Here is a 20,264-nt window from a genome sequence, read left to right on the forward strand (position 1 = left end):
AGACGCCCGAGGCGAGTCCGGCAAGCCCGCTCAGCGGACTGCGGCTACCTGCGCGTCGTATCTGCGATCGACGAAGTCCTCGAACCGGAACCGGCCCGGCAGCACGCCGGCCTCGCGCAACGCATCGGCCAGCTTCTGCTCGGAGTCGACCAGTTCGGGCGACAACGCCACCGGCAGCTGGTTCTTGCGGTCGGCCGCCCTGCGGGTGACCTCCGGCGGCAGGCCGGTCTCGGCCGTCCAGAACTCCGCTCGCCGGTCGGGGTGCTGGTCGTTGAAGACCTGCGCCCGGGCCAGCCTGGTCACGAAGTCGGCGATCGCGGCGTTGCGGCCCGGGTCGGCCAGCGATTTCCGGCTCGCCACCTGGAATCCGTAGCCGTTGGCAGTCCCCTCGCCGGTGGCCAGGACGCGGGCGCCTGCCTCCAGCTCGGCCTGTGCCGTGTAGGGGTCCCACACCGCCCACGCGTCGATCTGCTTCTGGGTGAACGCCGAGTACGCCTCCGACGGTTGCAGGTAGGACAGGCGCACGTCCTGCAGCGACAGACCCGCGCGGCGCAGGGTGTAGAGCACCTGGCCGTGCGCCGAACTTCCCTTGGCGACACCGATCGTCCTGCCCCGCAGGTCGGACAGGGTGCGCAGCGGAGAGTCCGGTGGCACCAGGATCGCCTCGCCCGCCGGGTCGGCCTTGCTGGCCGAGACGATGGAGATCTGCGCGCCGGCCGCCGCCGCGAACAGCGGCGGGGTGTTGCCGACGCTGCCCACGTCGACCGCCCCGGCCGACACCGCCTCCAGCATCGGCGGCCCGGACGTGAACGTCGACCACTCGATCCGGTAAGGCACGTCGCCGAGCAGACCTGCCGCCGTGAGCAGGGACTTCGCCCCGCCCTTCTGGTCTCCGACCTTCAGCACCACCGCGGACAGCTCGGCCGGGCCCACCGGCGGCGGGACCGGTGCCCGCCGCGGCGCGGTCGTGGCGCTGCCGCACGCCGTCGCCAGGGCCAGGACCAGCAGGGCCGAGATCGTCCGCAGCACGTCACGCCGCGCCATCGTCCACCACTCCCAGATCGCGCAGGATCCGGCCGCGCAGCGCGGCCAGCTGACCGTGGTCCCGCGGGCGTTCGCCCGCCGGGACGTGTTCGCCGGTGATCCGGCCGTCCGAGAGCACCAGCACCCGGTCCGCCAGCGCCAGCGCCTCGTCGATGTCGTGGGTCACCAGCAGCACGGTCGGGCGGTGCTGCCGCCACAGGCGTCCGACCAGCCCGTGCATGGACACCCGGGTCAGCGCGTCCAGCGCGCCGAAGGGCTCGTCGAGCAGCAGCAGGGCCGGTTCCCGCACCAGGGCGCGGGCCAGCGACACCCGCTGCGCCTCACCGCCGGACAGGGTCAGCGGCCAGGCGTCCTCGCGGTCGCCGAGCCCGACCTCGGCCAGCGCCCGCCGGGCGGTCTCGCGCCGGTCCGCGCCGCGCAGCCCGAGCCAGACGTTCTCGCCGACGGTCCGCCACGGCAGCAGCCGGGGCTCCTGGAACGCCACCGAAACGCCGTCGGGGACGTCGAGCTCGCCGGTGGCCTCGCGGTCCAGGCCTGCGAGGATGCGCAGCAGCGTCGACTTCCCGGAACCGCTGCGGCCGAGCAGGGCGACGAACTCGCCCGGCCCGAAGCGCAGGTCCAGCCCGTCGAGCACCCGGCGTCCGCCGAAGCCGCGGACCAGCCCGCGCACGGTCACCGCACTGCCGTGCCGACCCGCCATCGCAGGGCCCTCCTCTCCGCCAGCCGGACCAGGGCGTCGGTGATCAGCCCCAGCGCGGCGTAGATGACCAGGCCCACCACGATGATGTCCGTGCGCAGGAACTCCCTGGCGTTGTTGATCATGTATCCGATCCCGGCGTCGGCGTTGACCTGCTCGCCGATGATCAGCGACAGCCACGCGATCCCGAGCCCCTGCCGCAGGCCGATGAGCAGGCCGGGCAGCGTCGCGGGCAGCACCACGTGCCGGACCCGCTGCGTGCGGGTGAAGCCCAGCACCGAAGCGGCCTCCAGCAGCTTGGGGTCGACCCCGCGGATCGCGCCGTGCACGTTGAGGTAGAGCGGGAACGTCACGCCGAGCGCGACGAGGGCGATCTTGGGCGCCTCGCCGATGCCGAACCAGAGGATGAACAGCGGTACCAGGCCGAGGTGCGGCAGCGTCCGCAGCATCTGCACCGGCGGGTCGAGCAGGGCGTCGCCCCAGCGCAGCAGTCCGGCGACGAGACCGGCCGCGACGCCCAGCGAGACGCCGATGACCAGGCCGGCCGCGACCCGGCTCAGCGACACCAGCAGGTTCGGCCCGAGCTCCCCGGTGACCGCCAGTTCCCAGCCGGAGCGCAGGATCACGTCCGGAGCGGCGAGCTTGTCGGGCGGCAGCAGCCCTGTTCCGCTGGCGATCTGCCACACCACCAGAAGAGCCACCGGGCTGATCCACCGGCGCAGGTTCGGGCGGCGTCTTCGCCGCGGCGGGGATTCGGTTTCCGGTGCCGCCCGGGCGGAGATCTCGGGTGGCGCGGTGGACGCGGTCATGGGGACCTCCAGTGCGCGAGGGCCTGCCGCGCGGCGGTGCGCGAGGACGGCAGGTGCGGCGGGGACAGGTGCCGGGTCAGCGGCAGAGGGCGCTGGCCTGGCGGTGCAGGTCGACGTGCCTGCGCTGGAAGAACGTGTTCCGCGCGCTCATGACCAGCATGTTTGCAACGCCAGGTGGAGGTGTCAACGACTCCCACCCAGTGATCGCGTCCACAGTGGAGTGTCGTGGTTCCCACAGGGTGGGCGGCTTTGACGGTTCTGTGTCCTCCTGGTTGCATCGGGATCATGACCACGGGAGTGAGGCTTGTGCAGCGCGCGCACGTCGACCTGTTGCGGGTCGCGTCGGCCGCTTGTTGACCTGCCGGTCCGAGCTGTCCACTCCCCAGTTCCAGACGTCCCGCCGGTGAGTTCCCGGTCGCGGGAGCTCCCATCACGCCGTCGGCCGGCGCAGCCACCCGCCATGCGGGGGAGGACGTCGGCCGCACCCCCGATTCAGCGTGAAATTCCGGAAAACAGACGTGAAACCCGCGCCGGTGGCGGCGCGGAGAACGGAGAACCCGTCATGAGCGCGGATTCCGCGGCCGATTCGTGGGACATCGGCCCCGCACCTACGCAGGACACCGCGGTGCTCGAAGTCGTGGCCAGGGTCGTGGTGCACCGCGACTCGCTCGACCAGGTCGGCGCCTACGTGGCGCGCGAACTGCGAGCGCTGGCCGAGCAGCCGAGCAACCCGCGGGTGCGGATCCAGTGGGACGGCGACACCGCCCCCGAACCCGACAACGTCCGGCAGCTGCCGCGCCCGGCCGAGAACGCGCGGCTGCGCATCCTCGTCGCGCCCCGGGTCGTGCTCCTCGACGGCAACCCCGTCCAGCTGACCCGGCTGGAGTTCGACCTGTTCCTGTTCCTGTGCGAGAACCCGGGATGGGTGCACCGGCGCCAGCCGCTGCTGCGTGAGGTGTGGGGCATCGACGCGGCGGTGAGCACCCGGACCGTCGACGTCCACGTGCGCAGGCTGCGCAACAAGTTCGGCCCGGAACTGGACTTCATCACCACGATCCGCGGTGTGGGGTACCGGTTCGACGGCGCCGACCACGTGGCGATCGACTACGGCCGGGCCTGATCCGTCAGGGGTCCGCCAGCTCACCGCCCGCGCTGACGAAGACGCGTTCGGGGTGCGGGTGGCTGAGGAAGTCGTGGTGCGAGATGTCCCAGCCGTAGGCGCCGGCGTGGCTGAACAGCAGCACGTCACCCGCGCGCACCCGCTCGACCGGCACGTTGCGGGCCAGCACGTCCTTGGGAGTGCACAACTCCCCGGTCACGGTCACCGGTCGGCCCGCGTGCTCCGGTCGTGCGTGGGGCAGCGGCCAGCCGTCGACTTCGACGACGGTGAAGGGGTGGTTGTGCTGCCATGACGAGGGAAGCCGGAAGTGGTGCGTCCCCCCGCGCAAGATCGCGTAGTGCTCGCCGTGGTTGGTCTTCACGTCGAGGACCTCGGCCGCGTAGTAGCCGCAGAACGCGGTCAGGTACCGGCCGCACTCGAAGGCGATCTCCCGCCAGTGCGCGGGGAACGACTCCACCAGGGCGGCGAGTCCGTCGGCGAATCCAGGCCAGTCGAACTGGGCGTCGAGGTCGGCGTAGTTGACCCCGACACCGCCGCCGACGTTGAGCACCTCGCAGGACAGGCCGAACTCGTGCTCCCACCCGGTCACCTTCCGCCGGTACAGGTCCAGCAGGTCGAGGTGCGCTTGGGCGGACAGGTTGTTCGACAGCGAGTGCAGGTGGAACCCGGTCAGCCGGATCGCGGGCAGCTCGCGGGCGAGCGCGACGGCCGCGGGCAGGCCGGCCTCGGAGATGCCGAACTGCGTCGGGCGTCCCGCCATCGCCAGCGTCGCGGTCGGGAACGGGCCCTCCAGGTTCACCCGCAGCAGCACCTCCGCGGTCCGCCCCGAGCGCCGGGCGGCCTCGGAGATCCGGGCCAGGTCCAGCTCGCTCTCGGCGTGGAACCGGGTCACGCCCTGCGCCAGCGCGCCGCTGATCGCCTGCGGAGACTTGGCGGGGCCGCCCAGCGCGATCACGGCGTCCGGCGCGACCGCGCGGACCTTGTCGACCTCACCGCCGGACGCGGCGTCGAATCCCGCGACGACCGGCGCAAGCGCGCGCAGCACGGGAGCCGCGCTGTTGGCCTTCATCGCGTAGAACATCCGGCAGCGCTCGGGCAGCGAAGCCACCACTCGGCGGACGTGCTCGGTGAGCGCGTCGAGATCGTAGGCGAACAGGCACACGGGCTCGTCGCCCGCGCGGTCGAGGACCAGTTTGGTGACGGTGTCGCCGGACATGCTTCCTCCGCTCAACGGGCGTGGTTTTCGAGGTGGCTGCGCAGGGCGCGTGCGGCCAGCCCGCGTTCCTCGCCGAGGACGAACGCGCGCACCCCGGCCGCCCGCCATTCCTCGTGGTCCTCGGGAGTCCGGGGCAGCGCGCAGTAGGGGACGTCGTGTTCGGCGCACGTGCGCTGCACCTTGTGCAACGCGTCGCGGACCAGCGGATGCCGGGTCTGCCAGGCGACGCCGTAGGACTGCGACAGATCGGCCGCGCCTTCGACGACCAGGTCCACCCCGCCGCCTGCGAGGATGTCCGGCAGCGCCTCGACTCCTTCGGCGTCCTCGATCATCGGGATGACCATGATCTCGGCGTTGGCCATCGCCAGGTACTCGCGCAGCTCGATCCGGCCGAACCCCGGCACCCGCCCGCCGTTGAGGCTGCGCATGCCCTCCGGCGCGTACCGCGCGGCCGCAAGCGCCGCGTCGACGTCCGCCCGGGAGCGGACGTGCGGGACGACGACGCCCATCGCGCCCGCGTCCAGCGCGCGCAGGATCGCACCGGGATCGCCTTCGGGCACGCGGACGAACGGCGTGAGGTCGACCGCCTCGGCCGCGCGGATCAGGTTTTCGAGCTCCTGCGGGCTGACCAGGGTGTGTTCGGTGTCGAGGATGGTGAAGTCGTAGCCGGCGCAACCGATCATCTCGACCAGGGCGGGAGCCGGGATCGAGCAGAACAGGCCGTAGACCTCGTTCCCGGCGCGCAGCTCGGCGCGCACGGCGTTGGGGCGCAGCACTCAGTCCTCCTTCGCGTCGGCCAGCGGGTTCGGCTTGACGTGCAACCGCAGTTCGGTGTCGGGCAGCAGCCGCCGGGTGGTCAGCTTCTCGATGCCGATGCCCGGCTTGAACACGTCGAACTCCGCGAAGCGCTGCTCCAGCTCGGGGAAGCGCCGCTGGTAGTCGTGGACGGTCCGGCGGGCGATCGACCAGAACTCGCGCTCGTCGAAGCCGTAGGAGTCGGCCAGGAACAGCGACAGCTCGCCGAGGTTGATGAACAGCAGCGCGTCGAGCAGGTAGTCGACCACCAGGTCCAGGTCGTCGGTCTCGACGAAGGAGTTGCGGTTGACGTGGTGCGCCGGGGTTCCGGCCAACTCCGGGCACAGCTCCGGCCGGGCCAGCCGCGCGCGGCTGAACCGGACGCCGTCGTGGAAGTCCCTGAGCGCCAGGCGGGCCGGCCTGCCGCCGACGTGGATCAGCGCCATGTTCTGCGCGTGCGACTCCAGCGCCACCCCATGTCCCTGCAACAGGTGGACCAGCGGCGGCAGGGTCACCGAGAGCAGGTCCCGCACCCACTGCTCGACCCCGTGGGCACGAACCCAGGGATCGATCAGGGGAGTGCCGTCGAGCTCCCGCGAGATCAGCCCGTTGAAGGGAACCGCCCGCTCCTCGGCCGACAGGCGGGGTTTGAGGTTGTCGCGCCAGATGCAGGCCAGCGCGCCGTAGGACTCGGGCCCGGACTCCTCGCGCGGCTCCACCGACGTCGCCGCGACCTCGCCGAGCACCACGAGCCGGTGCGTGTCGTTCAGGTACGGGTCGCCTGCGACGATCCGCTTGAGCCAGTCCGAGATCCGCGGCGCGTTGGCGACGGTGTGCGGTGCGAGGACCCGGCTGGTCGAGGTGTTGACGATCGACAGCGACAGCTTCAGGTACGCGCGGTCGGAGTCCACGTAGGACAGGGTGCGGATGGACTGCTGCGGTCGCAGCGGCGCCGCGTCCTCGCCGAGGACGATGAGCTCACCCGACCTGAGTTCGTCGGCCATCACCTCGGACAGGACTTCCCGCCATTGCCAGGGATGCACCGGCACCAGCGCGTAGTCCTCGGGCGCGTGTCCGTGCTGCCGGATCACCTGCTGGAACGCCTCCACCGGCCCCGGCCCGAGCTGGTCGGCGACGAACGAGGCGGGCAGCGACTCCGACGTGGAGACCGTCGCGATGCCGTGGTGCGCGGCGAGCCACAGAACGCGCAGCGGACGCGCGAACTCCGGGCCCCAGCGCAGGTTGTCCTCGAAGTCGAAGCCCAGCCGCGACTTGTAGGCCGGGTGGTAGGGATGGCCGTCGGTGATCAGGCACTCCAGCGCGTCGAAGTCGGCCCCGGCCAGCACGTCCGCCCGCTGGAACCGCGCGTGCTGGGCCATCGCGTCCTTGATCAGAGTGGCTTCCAGTTCCCGCGCGAACCCGGTCAGCCGGTCGTCGGCGCCGAGTTGCTCCCGCAGGTCGAAGACGAAGTGGCGCAGCGAGTCGGCTTCGGCGGTGACACCACCGACCGTGCGGGACACCGGTTCGGGGCCGAGGCGGACGCGCTCGAACCCGTAGCGCCGGGCGGCCGTGAACTCGTAGGTCACCGCCCGGCCATGCGCGTCGGTGCCGGTGAGCACGTGGTGGTCTCCGGACACCCGCGGTTCGAGGACTTCCTCGTAGAGCAGGGATTCCAGCAGCTGGCGGAACACGCGGCGGCGCACCAGCGCGAACCTGGGGTGCCGCAGCGCATCCTGGACCGTGGTCACGGGGTCTCCTCGCGCATCGGGTTCGGGATCGTCAGGTACACCGGTGTTTCGCCGCGTTCGGCGAACCGGCTGATCAGGTTGGCCTTGGCCGGGAGGTCCGGTGCGGCCAGCAGGTCGCACACGTAGCGGTCGGGCAGCGCGTCCCGGAGGACGGCGGCGACCACGCCCCACAGCGCGCTCTCGTCGGCCTCGCCATGCCTGCCGAGGACGTGGACGAGGTGGCCCAGGTGGTTGGTCACGACGTAGTACTTGAAGCGCATCCAGGCTTCGGCGTCGTCGTACAGCGCGGGGCTGGCCGCGCCGACCAGGTCGACCATCCCGTTGCGGCACAGCCGTTCGCGGCTCGCGACGGTGCCTTCCATGTCGCGGACGTAGAACCTGGTGGGCCAGCCGTTCTCCAGGTGCACCAACGAGTTCTGCACGTGCGCTTCCAGGCTCAGCCCGTCCTGCCGCCACAGCGCGAGCACGGGGAGCAGGGAGACCGACAGGTAGCGGCGCAGCCATTCCGCGACGCCGGCGGCGGTCAGGCGCCCCACCGCGGTCCGGACGTGGCCGACCAGGCCGGGCCCGGCTCCCGGCCGGTCCTCCAGCAGACCGGCCACGACCTGGGGCGCGGCCTGCCCGGTGTGGAACGGGTTCTCCCGGTACAGCACCGCGATGTCGGCCGCCAGCTCCGGGTGGTCGATGGTGCGGAAACCGGTCTCCAGCAGGACTTCGAAGCCTTCGTGGATCCAGTTCCGGCGCAGTTCGGCCACGAGCCGGGAGGCGTCGGCCGCGCGGCGGAGGTGTTCGACGGGGTTGTTGCGGACGAAGTTGGTGATCCGCACGTGCAGCGGGAGCTTCCACGCGGTCTCGAAGCCGGGGTCGCAGACCGTGCGCACCGACGACGTCGGGTAGACCGTCCGCCCGCCCGGCCCGAGCGGGACCAGGGAGCCCGCCTCGATCAGCTCCTGGACCGCCGGCTGCCGCGACAGGTACGACGCCTGCCACGGATGCACCGGCAGGACCGCGAACCCGTCGTGGCCGGGCACGTCGTCCGGAGTCCACTCGCCCGGCGCGACCCGCTGTTCGACGAGCAGATCGGGCGCGACCGCGAGGTGGTGCAGCACGAACGACGCCCCGAGCTCCGGCGCGTAGGCGGTGAGGTCGTCATCGCTGAAACCCTCGGCGCTCTTGGGCGTGGGGTGGAACGGATGCCCGGTGAGCAGCGAGTGCTCGGCGTACCGGGTCAGGTCCCGAGGTGCGGACGGGCAGGGCTCGGGCACGTGCTCCAGGTAGCGCGTGGTGCGCCGGACGCTGTTGTCGATCTGCTCGGCGAGCCGCTGCCGCCGCGGTGACGCCTCGTCGGTGGAGTCGAGTTCCGCGAGCAGGGCGGCGACGAGTTCCCGATGCCCGCACGGGGTGGCCGTTCCGCCTTCGCAGAGCCAGAGCTCGTCGCAGTAGTCGTGGTGCCCGGTCACCGACCAGTAGGTCAGCTCGCCGGTCAGCGCGCGGCCGGTCGCGGGCAGGTCGATGCGGAACCGGTCCCCTTCGACCCTGGGATCACCGACGCCGGTCTCGCGGAGGTAGGCGTTGAGCAGCCGCCGGTCCGCGACGCGTTCGGCGGCCGGTTTCGGGGCCCCTGATCCGGTGGCCGCTGATCCGGTGGCGGCTGACCGGGGAGCTGTCGATCCCGGAGCTGTCGATCCGGGGGATGGGGCGAGGACTTCCTTCAACGTGTCGCACCAGCCTTGGGCAAGTCGGGGACGGGGACGGGATGCCGGACCGGGCTCAGCGCCACGGCCGCGGCCGACAGCACGAACAGCCCGCCGATCGCGGCGAACGTTCCGGCGGGCGGGAACAGCAGGACCGCGGCGGCACCCAGCGGGGGACCGACCACCTGGCCCAGTTCCAGCGCGCTGGTGGCCACTCCGATGCACGCGCCGCGCATGTTCTCGGGCACGGCAAGGCACACCACCTGCAACACGGAGGGCAGGACCGCGGCGCAGCAGAACCCCTGGACCAGCCGCAGTGGCAGCAACAGCTCCGGATCGGCCGGAACTCCCTGCAACGCCACCGCCACCGCGCACCCGGTGACCGCCGCGACCAGGCTCCGCCGGGGCGGCCCGAGGTCGTTGCGGCGGCCCCACCACGGCCCGCCGAACAGCGCGGCGGCCCAGGTCGCCGACTGGAGGATGCCGACCCACAGCGTGCCGTCGGCGACCGAGCCCGCGGTCCGCGCGACCTGCGGGGCGAAGCCGACGACAAGCGCGTACACCCCGGTCTGGGCAGCGAGTCCGGCGAACAGGTAGTACGCGCTCCGGCCGCGCAGCAGGAACGGGAGAACTCCGGTCAGCGGCGCGGGTTCGCCCGCCGACGCGCAGCGGGGCGGTTCGCGCAGCAGCGCCATCGCGAGCACGGCGGCGGTCGCGGTCAGCGCGGACACGACGGCCAGCAGCGCGGTGAAGCCGAAGCTGTCGGCGAGCAGGCTGCCCAGCAGCGGGCCCGCCAGCGATCCGGCGGCGGTCGCTCCGTGCAGGGTGCCCAGCGCGCTGCCCCGGCGACCGGGTTCGGCCGTCGCGCTGGCGAACGCGGCCGTCGCCGACACCACCCCGCCGCAGGCGCCCTGGAACACCCGGCAGAGCAGGAACTGCTCGGGCGTTTCGGCCAGGCACATCAGGGCCAGCGCCACCGCCAGCCCGGCCTGCGCGCGCACCACCATCGCCTTGCGCCCGTAGCGGTCACCGATCCAGCCCCACAGCGGTCCGGTCAGCATCTGGGCCACCGCCGGGGCGGCCAGCGTGACCGCGGTCCAGGTCGGGACCTGCATCTTCGGGGTGCCCAGCTCGGCCAGGTAGAAGGGAAGCAGCGGCACGAACACGGTGAGCCCGCCGGTGGTGGCGAACTGACCCATCCACAGCACGCCGAACGCGCGCCGGGAACTCACACGCGCCCCAGCGGGTTGGGCACGCGCCCGGTTCCGGCGGGCATACTCACCCCGGCCCCGCGCGTGCCGCGCAGCAGCGGGCCGAGGACCAGGCGGCACGGCCAGGTCGGCGACCGCAGCACCTCGCGCTGGACCAGGTCGGTGACGTGTTCCGGCAGGTCGAGCCGTTCGAGCGCGCCGATGACGGCCCCGCGGAGCCGTTGCCAGAAGACGTGCTCCCCGAACCCGAGGTGGCGTCCGAGCGCATCGGCGATGCCGAACAGGTTGACCTGGAAACCCAGGGTTTGCAGGTAGGACAACAGGTCTTCGGGCTTGTCGAGCCGGAGTGACTGCCGTGCGCCGGGTTTGATCCGGTAGCCGGGCTCGGGCACCCCGGCCGCTTCCATCCACTCCGGATGCACGCGGAGCGTGTCGTGGTCGCGCAGGACGAACCGCTCGATCCGCCGCCCGCGCAGCACCACCAGCACGTTCTGGCCGTGCAGTTCCGGCAGCACCCCGTGGCGCAGGAAGCTCAGGCCCATCTCGCAGAAGGCGTCGGCCAGCGCTCCGAAGAAGTCCACATCCGCCCAAGGGAGCAGGTCCCAGCAGTCCGCCGCGAGAGCGGCCATCGGGAGCACCACGGCTTCGGGATCGTCGAGCAGCCCGGGCGGATAGGTCCGCACCTGCGCGGTGAGCTGGCCGGGGCGGTCGTCGAACTCGTCGGCACCGGACGGGTGCCGCCACCCGGACCAGGCGGTCTCGTCGCAGACGAGCACCCGCCTGCCCAGCACCGGATCGCGTTCGGCGAGGGCGCGCATCGTGGCCTCCGCGCGCTGCCCGTTGTCCAGGTAGCGCGGTGGCAACAGGCGCATCGCGCCCAATGTGGACACTCCAAGCGGGAGCTTGACGTGCCGAGCGCTCTCCGGCGAGGTCGTCAGCGTCCGCAACGACGCAGTCGGGTGAAAGCGGCCGATGCCGCGCGCGACCGCGACGACGGCTCCGGACGCGAACTCGTCGGCGTACGCCTCCGGCAGCACCCGTTCGAACTGCCACGGATGCACCGGCAACGGCTGGAAATCCTCGCCGGCACCGGCGGCGCGCATCGCCCGCGCGAGTTGTTCCCGTTCAGCCGGTCCGAGCAGGAGTTCGTGCAGCGAGCCGGAGGTTTCGGCGGCGCCGAGCCGGAGGTGGTCCCGCCGGACCGCGACCCAGTCCAGCGCGACCGGTTCCCGCCGCATCGGCCCGTAGACGTCCAGCTCGGCCGCGGTCCAGCCCGCCGCTGCTCGCGCGGTCGGGTGGAACGGCCGCCCGCGAGTGGCGGAAAGCAGTTCCCCAGCGAGGATTCCGCCGGGACGCGGTCGGAGGTCCCGGTGGCCGCGGGCATCCAGGGTGACCGCGGTGTGCTCGACCGCGCTGCGCAGGTCCGCGACGACGTGCGAGGCGTCCGGTTCCAGCAGCGCCAGCAGCTCGTGCGGGGCCAGCTCGCGCCACTGGTCGTCCCAGCGGTGCCAGACCGGTCCCCGGGAGAGCCGGTAGGGCTGGAGGACGGCCGGGCGTCCCCGGAAGCACGCCCACCCGGACCGGAGCCCGAGCCGGAGCCAGCGCTCGCCGGGGGCCAGCGGCCCGGCTGGAGTGGTGAGTTCGGCGACCGCGTCGGGGTTCTCCTGCACCAGGGAGTCGACGAGGTCGCGCATGACGAGTTCGGCCGGTGCCGTGCCGGTGTTCCGCATGTCGGCTCCGATCAGCGCCGGCGCCCGGCGTACCAGTCCTCGTCGTAGACGAGGTCGAGGTAGCGGTCTCCGCGGTCGGGGAACAGCGTCACGATCCGGACCGGGCGGTCCAGCCGGGGCAGCGTCTTCCGGATCGCCGCGATCACCGAGCCGGTCGAGCCGCCGCCGAAGATGCCCTCGGCGCTCAGCAGCGCGCGGCAGCCGGTGGCCGACTCCAGGTCGTCGACGTGCACGACCTCGTCGATCTCGTCGCGGTTGAGCAGTTCGGGCACCCGGCTGGAACCGATCCCGGGGATGTCGCGCGGCCCCGGCGGCGTGCCGAAGATCACCGAGCCGACCGCGTCGACGGCGATCACCCGCATCTGGGGAAAGCGCTCGCGCATCCGCCGGGAGCAGCCGAGGATGCTGCCGCTGGTGCTCACCGCGGCCACGAAGTAGTCCGGCGCGCGGTCGAGCCCGTCGGCGATCTCGGCTCCGGTGCCGTGGTAGTAGGACTGCCAGTTGCGCTCGTTGGCGTACTGGTTGATCCAGATGCTGCCGGGCAGGCTGTCCCGCAGTTCCCGCACCCGCCGGATCCGGGTGTGCAGGTAGCCGCCGCCCTCGTCGGGCTCGGAGACGACGTCGACGTTCGCACCGAGCCGCTCCAGGATCCGCAGGTTGGCAGAGGTCGCCTTCGGGTCCACCACGCAGGTGAACTCCAGGCCGTGCAGCCGCGCGGCGGTCGCCAGCGCGATGCCGAAGTTGCCGGAACTGCTCTCGATCAGGTGCGCTCCGGTGGTGATGCTTCCGTCGGCCAGTCCCTGCTCGATCACGTAGCGAGCGGGGCGGTCCTTCATGCTGCCGCCCGGGTTCATCAGCTCCAGCTTCGCGATCACCTCGACGCCGGGTTCGGGGAACAACCGGTTGAGCGCGACCATCGGGGTGTTGCCGATGCAGTCGAAGATCGAGGAGTGCACGGACTCGACGACGGTCTTGGCAGTGGTCACCAGGACATCCCTCGTTCGTGCGGCGGGAGTCGCTCGGATGCGCTCCCTCGGCCGAGCAGTGAGGCTAGGCTAACCTGATCGCGTTCGGCAAGGGTCGTGGCGCAGCGCACAATCACCGGGACGGACGCATCGACCTCCCCGAAACGCCCAATCCCACTTCGAACGTGCGGTGGGTACCGCTGTTCAGGTGGTCGAGCCCGAGGGAGTCGTCCGCTTCCGGAGCAGGAGCACCGCCAGCGGTGGGAGCAGCGCGCACTGCGCCGCCACCGCGAGCCAGAAGAGTCCACTGTGGCCGAGTCCGGAGGCGATGCCGTAGAGCTGGCCGCCGATCGCGGCGCTGGCGAACGCGCCGATCCCGGAAGCCAGCCGTTGCTGCCCGAACACGACGGCCGGGCTGCGCGGAGACCGGGCGAGCGCTTCCAGGTCGTTCTTGAGGAACAGCACGACTTCGCCCAGGCTGATCAGCAACGCACCGGCCGGGATCGCGAACGGGTCCCCGATGGCGATGGTGCACATGCCCGCCGCCATCGCGGCGAACCCGAGCACCATCGCGCGCCGGTAGGAGATCCGGGCGATCCGCGCCGACAGCAGCGGCTGGAAGACGACGACCGACAGCGAGTAGCCCGCGAGCACGGCGCCGTAGAGCACCGCGGGCATCCGCGCCAGTGCGAAAACGGCCAGGAAGTGCTGGAAGAACATGAACAGGTACACGCTCAGCGCGGTCACCGCGAACGGCAGGACCGGCAGGCCGGACAGGACGTGCCTGGGGTGCGGCTCCGGCCGCCCGGTCTCGGGCGGCAGCAGGGCGTGCCCGATGGTCAGCGCCGCGAACAGGCCGGTCACGGCCGTGAACAGGGCGGCGGAGGCGTCCAGGACTAACGGCCCGGCGGCCAGCGGACCGAGCGCGACACCGGCGTTGATCGCGGCGTTCCCGGTCGACAGCAGCAGCGGTCGCCGCTGTTCGTCGATCCCGTCCACCAGGTACGCCTTGTTCGCAGGCAGGTACAGCGCCGCCCCGCAACAGGTCAGGACCAGCGCGACGACCGCCAGCCACGGCCAGCGCAGCCCGGGGACGAACAGCGCGAACCCGGCGCTGCGCACCGCCAGCGCGAGCACCATGGTGTTGCGCAGGCCGATCCGCTCGGCCACCACCGCGCCCACGACCCCGCCGGAGAACTGGACCAGCGAGGCGACGGCGAGCACGAAGCCGACCGCCCCGAGGCCCATCTCGAACCGCTCGTGCAGCAGGACCGACATGAACGGCAGAACCGCGAAACTGCCCAGCGGGATGAGGAAGGAACCGGCGAGCAGGAACAGCTGCGGCCCGCTGAACCGCCTCACCCGATGACCGGGCGCACGCTGCCCGCCGCCGCCAGCGCGCGGTGCGACGCGAGTTCGGCCGTCGCGCCCTCGGCGAGCACGATGCCGGTGCACCCGCGCTGGTCGTGCAGGTGGGCGATCGCGCTGCCGGTGGCCGAAGTCGGGTACCACTCGGGGGAGCCGGGGTGGTCGGCCAGCCCGTCCAGCCCGGTCCAGCCGGTGAGGGTTCCGGTCCGGTCGGCGTACACCAGGGCGAACGCGACGGCGGGGCCGGCCGGGGCAGGCGCGTCCAGCAGTGCCGGGCGCGAGCCCAGGGCCATCTCGACCAGCGCGCGGTAGACGTTGGTGCCGAGCGACCGGCAAAGCGCCTCGCCGACGAGCGCCCCGCCGATCCGGGGGTTGATCTCGACCAGCTCCGGGCCTTCGGCGGTCAGCACGAACTCGACGTGGGCGAACCCGCCATCGTGCCCGGCCGCCGCCAGCACCCGGCCCGCCCAGTCCTCGATCCGGGACTCGTCCAGCGCGACCGGGAAGGACGCCGCCAGCTCCCGGAAGTCCGGTTCCGGCGAAACCTGCCTGCTCAGCACGCCCAGCAGCCGGGTCTTGCCCTCCCAGCTCACGGTTTCGGCGCTGTAGACCGGGCCCGCCAGGAACGGTTCGGCGAGCAGGCTTCCCCGCAGGTCCGCCGCTCGCGCGGCTTCCAGGGCCGAACCGAGCTGGTCCTCGTCGCGGGCCAGCCAGACGTTGCGCGACGAGGTGCCCGCGGAATCCTTGAGGATGACCGGAAATCCGACTTCACGCCGGATTTCCTCCACAGTGGACGCTTCGATCGCGCGCCCGCGCGACAGGCCGTGGTCGTGGAGCAGCGCGCGCACGCGGCGCTTGTCCCGCAGCACCCGGACCGCGTCCGGGTCCGGCCCCGGAAGCCCGAGGCGGTGGGCCAGATCGGCTCCCGGCAGGCACCACGTGTCCGTCGAGTTGATCAGGCCCCGCAGGTCGCCGATCGAGCCGAGCGCCCGGTGCGCGGCTTCGCGGTCCTGGGTGTCGACGTCGACGACCTCCAGTGCGTCCGGTGGCAGGTTCGCCAGTTCGTGCCGGTAGATCGCCCGGTCCCCGGTGAGCAGGCACAGCCGTTCACCGGCGTCGGCGGCGGCCTCGACCAGGCGGCTCAGGCCGAAGATCTGGAACTCCAACGCCGCGATCGTCACGACTGGCCGCCTTTCCACGCCTGGCCGTCTTTCCCAGCAGTCGAATAGGGTTGCCGCTGCCATTCCATCGCCGACCACGGCGGCGCGAGGTCGTGCAGCGAGGTGATCTCCTTCGGCCGCAGCCCGTCCGGCCGCAGCGCCTCGTGGTGGCGGGCGAAAACCCGCTCCGCATAACGATGTCCGGTGTCGGCGCCGATGAGCAGGTGGGTGCGGTGCGGGTTCGCGGCGGCCTCCCGGCCCGCGACCAGGTAGGTGGCGCCGGTCGACAGCCCAGCGAACACGGCGTGGTCGCGCATCAGGCCGACCGCGCCCGCCATCGCGTGCCGGAAGTCCACCCAGTGCATCGCGTCGTAGAGCTCGTGGCGGACGTTGCCGAAGTGGATCGAGCTGCCGATCCCGGCGATGATCGCCTCCGGATCGCTGAACCCCTCGCTGCCGAAGGTGATGCTGCCGAACGGTTGCACGCCCACCAGCCGCACCGACGGATCCCGCTGCCGCAGCGGCTCGATCAGGCCGCCGGTGGACGAACCCGTGCCGACCGAGCCCACGACCGTCAGCGGTGCGGAAGGCAGCGCCGTGCTCACCAGCTCCGCGAGCTCCCGGTAACCGAGGTAGTGGATGTCGTCGTGGTACTGGCGCATCCAGTGCAGGTCGGACCGCTCGGCCAGCAGCTCCCGGACCCGCTGGACCCGGCGTTCCTGGTCCAGCCGCAGGTCCTGGGACGGCGGCATCCGGTCCACGGTCGCGCCGAGGATCTCCAGCTGGGCGCGCATCGTGGCGTCGACGGTGGTGGAGGCGATGATGTGGCAGCGCAGCCCGTAGCGGTGGCAGGCCATCGCCAGCGCCAGCGCGTAGATCCCGCTGGAGCTGTCGACCAGCGTCTGGCCCGGTCGCACGGTGCCGCGCCGGAGCAGCTCGCGCACCGCGCCGAGCGCGGCGTAGACCTTCATCGTCTCGAACCGGGCCAGCACGAGATTGCCGTCCAGCCGGATCAGGTCCGGGGCCTTGACCGCGTCGGTGATGTGCTGGTGCACCACGGCGGTGGGAGCCAGGGTTTCGGTCATCGTCATCGCCCCACCGAACGCAGGTAGCCGCCGAGCTGTTCGGCCGCCTGCACGTTGCGCGGACCGCTCACGGCGTCGCCGTAGGACATCACGAAGTAGCGGTCGTGCACGACGGCGGGCGCGGACCGCAGCTGCGGCAGGGACTCCAGGAACGCGATCTTGTCGGCGGCGGGCTGGTCGGCGTAGTCGACGATGACGATGACCTCCGGCTGCGCCTGCACCACCGGTTCCCAGCCGACCGAACCCCAGCCCGCGTCCAGGTCCCCGAAGACGTTGCGACCGCCCGCGGCGGCGATGACGTCGTTGGGCGCGGCGTGCTTGCCGGCGGTGAAGGGCTGGTCGACGCCGGAGTCGTAGACGAAAACCCGCGCCGGGTCCTGGCCCGCGGGCCAGGTCGTGCGCAGCGCGGCGATCCGGCCCTGGAGTTCGCCCACGAGCTCGTCGGCCCGGTCGCGCACGCCGAACAGCGTGCCGAGGTTGCGCAGGTCGGTGTAGAGGGCTTCAAGCGGTGGGACGTCGGTGCCGTTCTCCCCGTAACCCCAGCACGTTTCGGTGTGCAGGTAGCTGTTGATGCCGACCTGGGAGAGCAGCGCCGGGGTGATGCCGCGTTCCTCGCTGAACCCGGAGTTCCACCCGGCCAGCACCCAGTCCGCCTGCGCGTCGATGAGGATTTCCTTGGTGATTCGGCCGGTTCCCAGCCGCGGCACCCGGCCGTAGTCGTCCCGCCACGGGGAACCGGCGATCGACGGGTCGCCCAGCGAGTTCATCACGTACCCGCGCATCCGGTCGGCCAGGCCGAGCGCGAACATCTTCTCGGTGCCGCTGACGTCGTAGGAGACCGGGCGCTGCGGGGTCGGGTAGGTGATGTCGTGACCGCAGTTGGACAGCGTGACCGGTGGCGCGGCCTGGCCGGACGGTTCGACCTTGGCGCCGCAGCCGGTGGCCAGGACAACGGCGGTCAGGATTGCGGCCAGCGAGGAGGATCTGCTCAACGGGAGGTTCCTTCCAGACGGTCGGCGGCGATGTCGAACAGCAGTTGCGGGACTCCGGTGCGCGGGTGGGTCACGATGGTGGCGTCGACCCCGAACACGTCCCGGATGACCTCCGGCACCAGCACTTCGGCTGGAGTGCCGGAGGTGACCAGAACTCCGTCGTGCAGCACCGCGATCCGGTCGCAGACCGCGGCGGCGAGGTTGAGGTCGTGAAGCGCGACCAGGACGGTCAGCTCGGTGGCGCGCAGGAAGGACAGCAGTCCGACCTGGTGCCGCACGTCGAGGTGGTTGGTCGGTTCGTCCAGGACCAGCACCCGCGGTTCCTGCACCAGGGCCCTGGCCAGCTGCACGCGCTGGCGTTCGCCACCGGAGAGCGTCAGCACGCCCCGGTCGGCCAGGTGCAGCACGTCGAGTTCTTCCATGCAGCGGCGGCACAACTCCCGTTCGCGCTCGTCGAGCGGGCGGTTGCCGCTGGCGTGCGGGGTCCGGCCCAGTGCCACCACCTCTTCGACGGTGAAGTCGAGATCGGCGTGGTTCTCCTGGGTCAGCGCGGCGATCGAGCGCGCGCTGTCGCGCAGCTTGAGCCCGGCGATGTCGACGCCGTCGAGCAGCACCGCGCCGGAAGTCGGGCGAAGCGCGCGGTAGACGCAGCGCAGCGCGGTGGACTTGCCGCTGCCGTTCGGCCCGACCAGGCCGACGACCTCACCGCCGCCGACGTCGAGGTGCAGCTCCTCGACCAGCGCGCGACCGGCGACCTCGACCGAAACTCCGCGCAGGGACAGCATCATCGACCGCCTCCGAACAGGTATCCGCGGCGCCGCATGAGGGCGATGAACACCGGAACGCCGACCAGCGCGGTCAGCACACCGACCGGCAGCTCCTCGGGCGCGAACAGCGTCCGGGAGAGCAGGTCGGCCCAGAGCAGGAAGCAGGCGCCCGCCAGCGGCGCCACCATCAGCACCCGCCGGTGGCCGGAGCCGACGAGGATGCGCACGACGTGCGGCAGCACCAGCCCGACGAACCCGATCGCGCCGCTGACCGCGACCAGCAGCCCGGTGACGGCGGCGGTCAGCACGAACAGCCCGCGCCGCAGCGCGGCGGCGTCGACGCCCAGGCTCGCGGCGGACTCGTCACCCATCGACAGCACGTCCAGCGGCCTGCTCAGCCGGAGCAGCACGGCGATCGCCACCACGACGACCACCGACGCGGCGGGCAGCGAATGCCACCCCGCCGCACCGAGGCTTCCCAGCAGCCAGAACAGGACCGTGCGCGCGGCTTCGCCGTTGGGCGACATGAACACGAGCACGCTCATCACCGCCTGGAAGCCGTAGGCCAGGGCGACACCGGTGAGCACGAGCCGCAGCGGAGTCAGGCCGAGACGGCTGCTGGCGGCGGCGTAGACGAGCACCGTCGCGCCCAGCGCGCCGAGGAAGGCCGCCGCCGACAGCGCGAAAACCCCGAGCCCGGCGAACACCCCGAACACCACCACGGCGGTCGCACCCACCGACGCCCCGGACGAGATGCCCAGGACGAACGGGTCGGCGAGCGCGTTGCGCACCAGGGCCTGGATCGCGACACCGACGACGCTGAGCCCGGCGCCGACGACGACCGCCAGCAGCACCCGGGGAGTGCGCACGTTCCACACCACCGAGTAGCCGGTGACGTCGTCGGCGCTGATCGTGCCGCCGGTCAGCGCCGCCCACAGGAACCGCGCGACGTCGCCGAGCGGCACCACGGTCGGCCCGAGCGCGATCCCGGCCAGGATCGACAGCACCAGGAATCCGGACAGCACCAGGACGACCGTGGCCGTGCGCGCCCGGGTCATCCGCGCCTCCCGCGCACGATGAGCCTGCGGGCGTGGTTGTCGTAGGGGGAGCCGTCGAAGTCGCCGAAGCACTCGACGCCGGTGAACCCGGCGGACTCGAACAGCGAGCGCAGCTCCGCTCCACTGTAGACGAACGAGGTGATGGTCGCGGTGCGTGCGCTGTCCCCGCGCACCAGCGTCCAGTCGGTGCGCAGCCGGGTCCAGTCGTCGAGGATCGTGTCGCGCTGGAAGACCACCGCGTCCTCGTGGTGCACGACCTGCGGGCGGCCGACCCAGCCCGCCAGGACCTCCTTGCCGAGGACGTCGACCAGCAGGGTTCCGCCCGGTGCCAGCGAGTCGTGGGCGTTGCGCAGGACCCTGAGGTTGTCGGCGGGATCGTCGAAGTAGCCGAACGAGGTGAACAGGTTCAGCACGACGTCGAACCGGCCGGGCGCGACGTAGTCGAGCATGTCGGCCCGGACCAGCTCGACCTCGGCACCGGCCTCCGCGCACCGCTCGCGCGCCCGCTCCAGCATGGCCGGGCTGAGGTCAACGCCGGTGACCTTGTGGCCCTGCCGGGCCAGCGGCACCAGGTACAGACCGGGGCCGCAGCACAGGTCGAGCACCGCGGAACCGGCGGGGAAGTCCAGCAGCGGGGAGCCCGCCGTCAGCTCGCCTGCCTGTTCGGCCCTGCGCCGGGAGAACATCGTCTCGAAGAAATCCGACCAGAGCCCGTCGTCGGCGTACCAGCGCAACGGCCTCACCCTCCTGCTCGTCCACGTCGTCCGACCACAGGTCGTCCGGCGCGCGCGGAGGGTTCCCGCGG

19 protein-coding genes are annotated in these 20,264 nt (G+C 72.0%); 2 read left to right on the forward strand and 17 right to left on the reverse strand.

Annotated features, from left to right (window positions below):
• Window positions 1-30: 30 nt before the first annotated feature.
• The 3 genes from ABD691_RS02295 to ABD691_RS02305 are packed head-to-tail and all read right to left on the reverse strand — an operon-like array spanning window position 31 to window position 2,550.
• Window positions 31-1,044: an ABC transporter substrate-binding protein gene (locus ABD691_RS02295; RefSeq protein WP_344677644.1), complete on the reverse strand. Its 1,014-nt coding sequence runs from the start codon at window positions 1,042-1,044 to the stop codon at window positions 31-33.
• A complete protein-coding gene (locus ABD691_RS02300) occupies window positions 1,031-1,744 on the reverse strand; it encodes an ABC transporter ATP-binding protein (protein ID WP_344677645.1) in 714 nt (237 codons plus the stop codon). Before ABD691_RS02300 ends, ABD691_RS02295 begins: the two co-directional genes overlap by 14 nt.
• Window positions 1,717-2,550, reverse strand: coding sequence for an ABC transporter permease (locus ABD691_RS02305; RefSeq protein ID WP_344677646.1), 834 nt, complete (start codon window positions 2,548-2,550; stop codon window positions 1,717-1,719). Before ABD691_RS02305 ends, ABD691_RS02300 begins: the two co-directional genes overlap by 28 nt.
• Window positions 2,551-2,835: 285 nt before the next feature.
• Here ABD691_RS02305 and ABD691_RS33665 point away from each other — a divergent pair, with 285 nt between their 5' ends.
• Complete coding sequence (locus tag ABD691_RS33665; RefSeq protein WP_425564945.1) at window positions 2,836-2,907, forward strand: putative leader peptide; 72 nt, start codon at window positions 2,836-2,838, stop codon at window positions 2,905-2,907.
• 205 nt (window positions 2,908-3,112) lie between these two features.
• The gene (locus tag ABD691_RS02310; protein ID WP_344677647.1) at window positions 3,113-3,670 is read left to right on the forward strand and encodes a winged helix-turn-helix domain-containing protein; all 558 of its coding nucleotides are present in this window, start codon (window positions 3,113-3,115) and stop codon (window positions 3,668-3,670) included.
• Between the two features lie 4 nt (window positions 3,671-3,674).
• On the opposite strand, the gene ABD691_RS02315 is transcribed toward ABD691_RS02310, so the two are convergent.
• From ABD691_RS02315 to ABD691_RS02380, 14 genes are all read right to left on the reverse strand, one after another.
• Window positions 3,675-4,886: a type III PLP-dependent enzyme gene (locus ABD691_RS02315; protein WP_344677648.1), complete on the reverse strand. Its 1,212-nt coding sequence runs from the start codon at window positions 4,884-4,886 to the stop codon at window positions 3,675-3,677.
• A gap of 11 nt (window positions 4,887-4,897) precedes the next feature.
• Window positions 4,898-5,662, reverse strand: coding sequence for an HpcH/HpaI aldolase family protein (locus ABD691_RS02320; protein ID WP_344677649.1), 765 nt, complete (start codon window positions 5,660-5,662; stop codon window positions 4,898-4,900).
• On the reverse strand, window positions 5,663-7,429 hold the full coding sequence (locus tag ABD691_RS02325) for an IucA/IucC family protein (RefSeq protein ID WP_344677650.1): 1,767 nt from the start codon (window positions 7,427-7,429) through the stop codon (window positions 5,663-5,665).
• Window positions 7,426-9,144, reverse strand: a complete 1,719-nt coding sequence (locus ABD691_RS02330) for an IucA/IucC family protein (RefSeq protein WP_344677651.1) — start codon at window positions 9,142-9,144, stop codon at window positions 7,426-7,428. The genes ABD691_RS02325 and ABD691_RS02330 overlap by 4 nt, the downstream gene beginning before the upstream one ends.
• Complete coding sequence (locus tag ABD691_RS02335; RefSeq protein ID WP_344677652.1) at window positions 9,141-10,355, reverse strand: MFS transporter; 1,215 nt, start codon at window positions 10,353-10,355, stop codon at window positions 9,141-9,143. Before ABD691_RS02335 ends, ABD691_RS02330 begins: the two co-directional genes overlap by 4 nt.
• Window positions 10,352-12,064: an IucA/IucC family protein gene (locus ABD691_RS02340; RefSeq protein ID WP_344677653.1), complete on the reverse strand. Its 1,713-nt coding sequence runs from the start codon at window positions 12,062-12,064 to the stop codon at window positions 10,352-10,354. The genes ABD691_RS02335 and ABD691_RS02340 overlap by 4 nt, the downstream gene beginning before the upstream one ends.
• Window positions 12,065-12,075: 11 nt before the next feature.
• Entirely contained in the window at window positions 12,076-13,050 is a 975-nt protein-coding gene (sbnA, locus tag ABD691_RS02345) for a 2,3-diaminopropionate biosynthesis protein SbnA (RefSeq protein ID WP_344677654.1), read from the reverse strand.
• A 183-nt stretch (window positions 13,051-13,233) separates the two neighbouring features.
• Window positions 13,234-14,391, reverse strand: coding sequence for an MFS transporter (locus ABD691_RS02350; RefSeq protein WP_344677655.1), 1,158 nt, complete (start codon window positions 14,389-14,391; stop codon window positions 13,234-13,236).
• Window positions 14,388-15,578 (reverse strand): ATP-grasp domain-containing protein, encoded by a 1,191-nt coding sequence (locus ABD691_RS02355; protein WP_344677656.1) that lies wholly within the window; start codon window positions 15,576-15,578, stop codon window positions 14,388-14,390. The genes ABD691_RS02350 and ABD691_RS02355 overlap by 4 nt, the downstream gene beginning before the upstream one ends.
• A complete protein-coding gene (locus ABD691_RS02360) occupies window positions 15,575-16,648 on the reverse strand; it encodes a pyridoxal-phosphate dependent enzyme (protein ID WP_344677657.1) in 1,074 nt (357 codons plus the stop codon). Before ABD691_RS02360 ends, ABD691_RS02355 begins: the two co-directional genes overlap by 4 nt.
• Complete coding sequence (locus ABD691_RS02365) at window positions 16,645-17,634, reverse strand: ABC transporter substrate-binding protein (protein WP_344677658.1); 990 nt, start codon at window positions 17,632-17,634, stop codon at window positions 16,645-16,647. The genes ABD691_RS02360 and ABD691_RS02365 overlap by 4 nt, the downstream gene beginning before the upstream one ends.
• Window positions 17,631-18,419 carry an ABC transporter ATP-binding protein gene (locus ABD691_RS02370; protein ID WP_344677719.1) on the reverse strand — a complete coding sequence of 263 codons (789 nt, stop codon included), beginning with the start codon at window positions 18,417-18,419 and terminating at the stop codon, window positions 17,631-17,633. The genes ABD691_RS02365 and ABD691_RS02370 overlap by 4 nt, the downstream gene beginning before the upstream one ends.
• Window positions 18,419-19,459, reverse strand: coding sequence for a FecCD family ABC transporter permease (locus ABD691_RS02375; protein WP_344677659.1), 1,041 nt, complete (start codon window positions 19,457-19,459; stop codon window positions 18,419-18,421). Before ABD691_RS02375 ends, ABD691_RS02370 begins: the two co-directional genes overlap by 1 nt.
• Window positions 19,456-20,202: a methyltransferase domain-containing protein gene (locus ABD691_RS02380; RefSeq protein ID WP_425564940.1), complete on the reverse strand. Its 747-nt coding sequence runs from the start codon at window positions 20,200-20,202 to the stop codon at window positions 19,456-19,458. The genes ABD691_RS02375 and ABD691_RS02380 overlap by 4 nt, the downstream gene beginning before the upstream one ends.
• Window positions 20,203-20,264: the final 62 nt, after the last annotated feature.

It is taken from the genome of Saccharopolyspora taberi, assembly GCF_039534165.1.
GTDB classification, from domain to species: Bacteria; Actinomycetota; Actinomycetes; order Mycobacteriales; family Pseudonocardiaceae; genus Saccharopolyspora_D; species Saccharopolyspora_D taberi.

Excerpts from the sequence above, each read along its gene's own strand:
- ABD691_RS02340 (WP_344677653.1), bottom strand. The coding sequence starts at position 12,064 with ATGCGGAACACCGGCACGGCACCGGCCGAACTCGTCATGCGCGACCTC.
- ABD691_RS02370 (WP_344677719.1), bottom strand. The coding sequence starts at position 18,419 with ATGCTGTCCCTGCGCGGAGTTTCGGTCGAGGTCGCCGGTCGCGCGCTG.
- ABD691_RS02305 (WP_344677646.1), bottom strand. The coding sequence starts at position 2,550 with ATGACCGCGTCCACCGCGCCACCCGAGATCTCCGCCCGGGCGGCACCG.
- ABD691_RS02300 (WP_344677645.1), bottom strand. The coding sequence starts at position 1,744 with ATGGCGGGTCGGCACGGCAGTGCGGTGACCGTGCGCGGGCTGGTCCGC.
- ABD691_RS02295 (WP_344677644.1), bottom strand. The coding sequence starts at position 1,044 with ATGGCGCGGCGTGACGTGCTGCGGACGATCTCGGCCCTGCTGGTCCTG.
- ABD691_RS02360 (WP_344677657.1), bottom strand. The coding sequence starts at position 16,648 with ATGACGATGACCGAAACCCTGGCTCCCACCGCCGTGGTGCACCAGCAC.
- ABD691_RS02310 (WP_344677647.1), top strand. The coding sequence starts at position 3,113 with ATGAGCGCGGATTCCGCGGCCGATTCGTGGGACATCGGCCCCGCACCT.
- ABD691_RS02375 (WP_344677659.1), bottom strand. The coding sequence starts at position 19,459 with ATGACCCGGGCGCGCACGGCCACGGTCGTCCTGGTGCTGTCCGGATTC.
- ABD691_RS02315 (WP_344677648.1), bottom strand. The coding sequence starts at position 4,886 with ATGTCCGGCGACACCGTCACCAAACTGGTCCTCGACCGCGCGGGCGAC.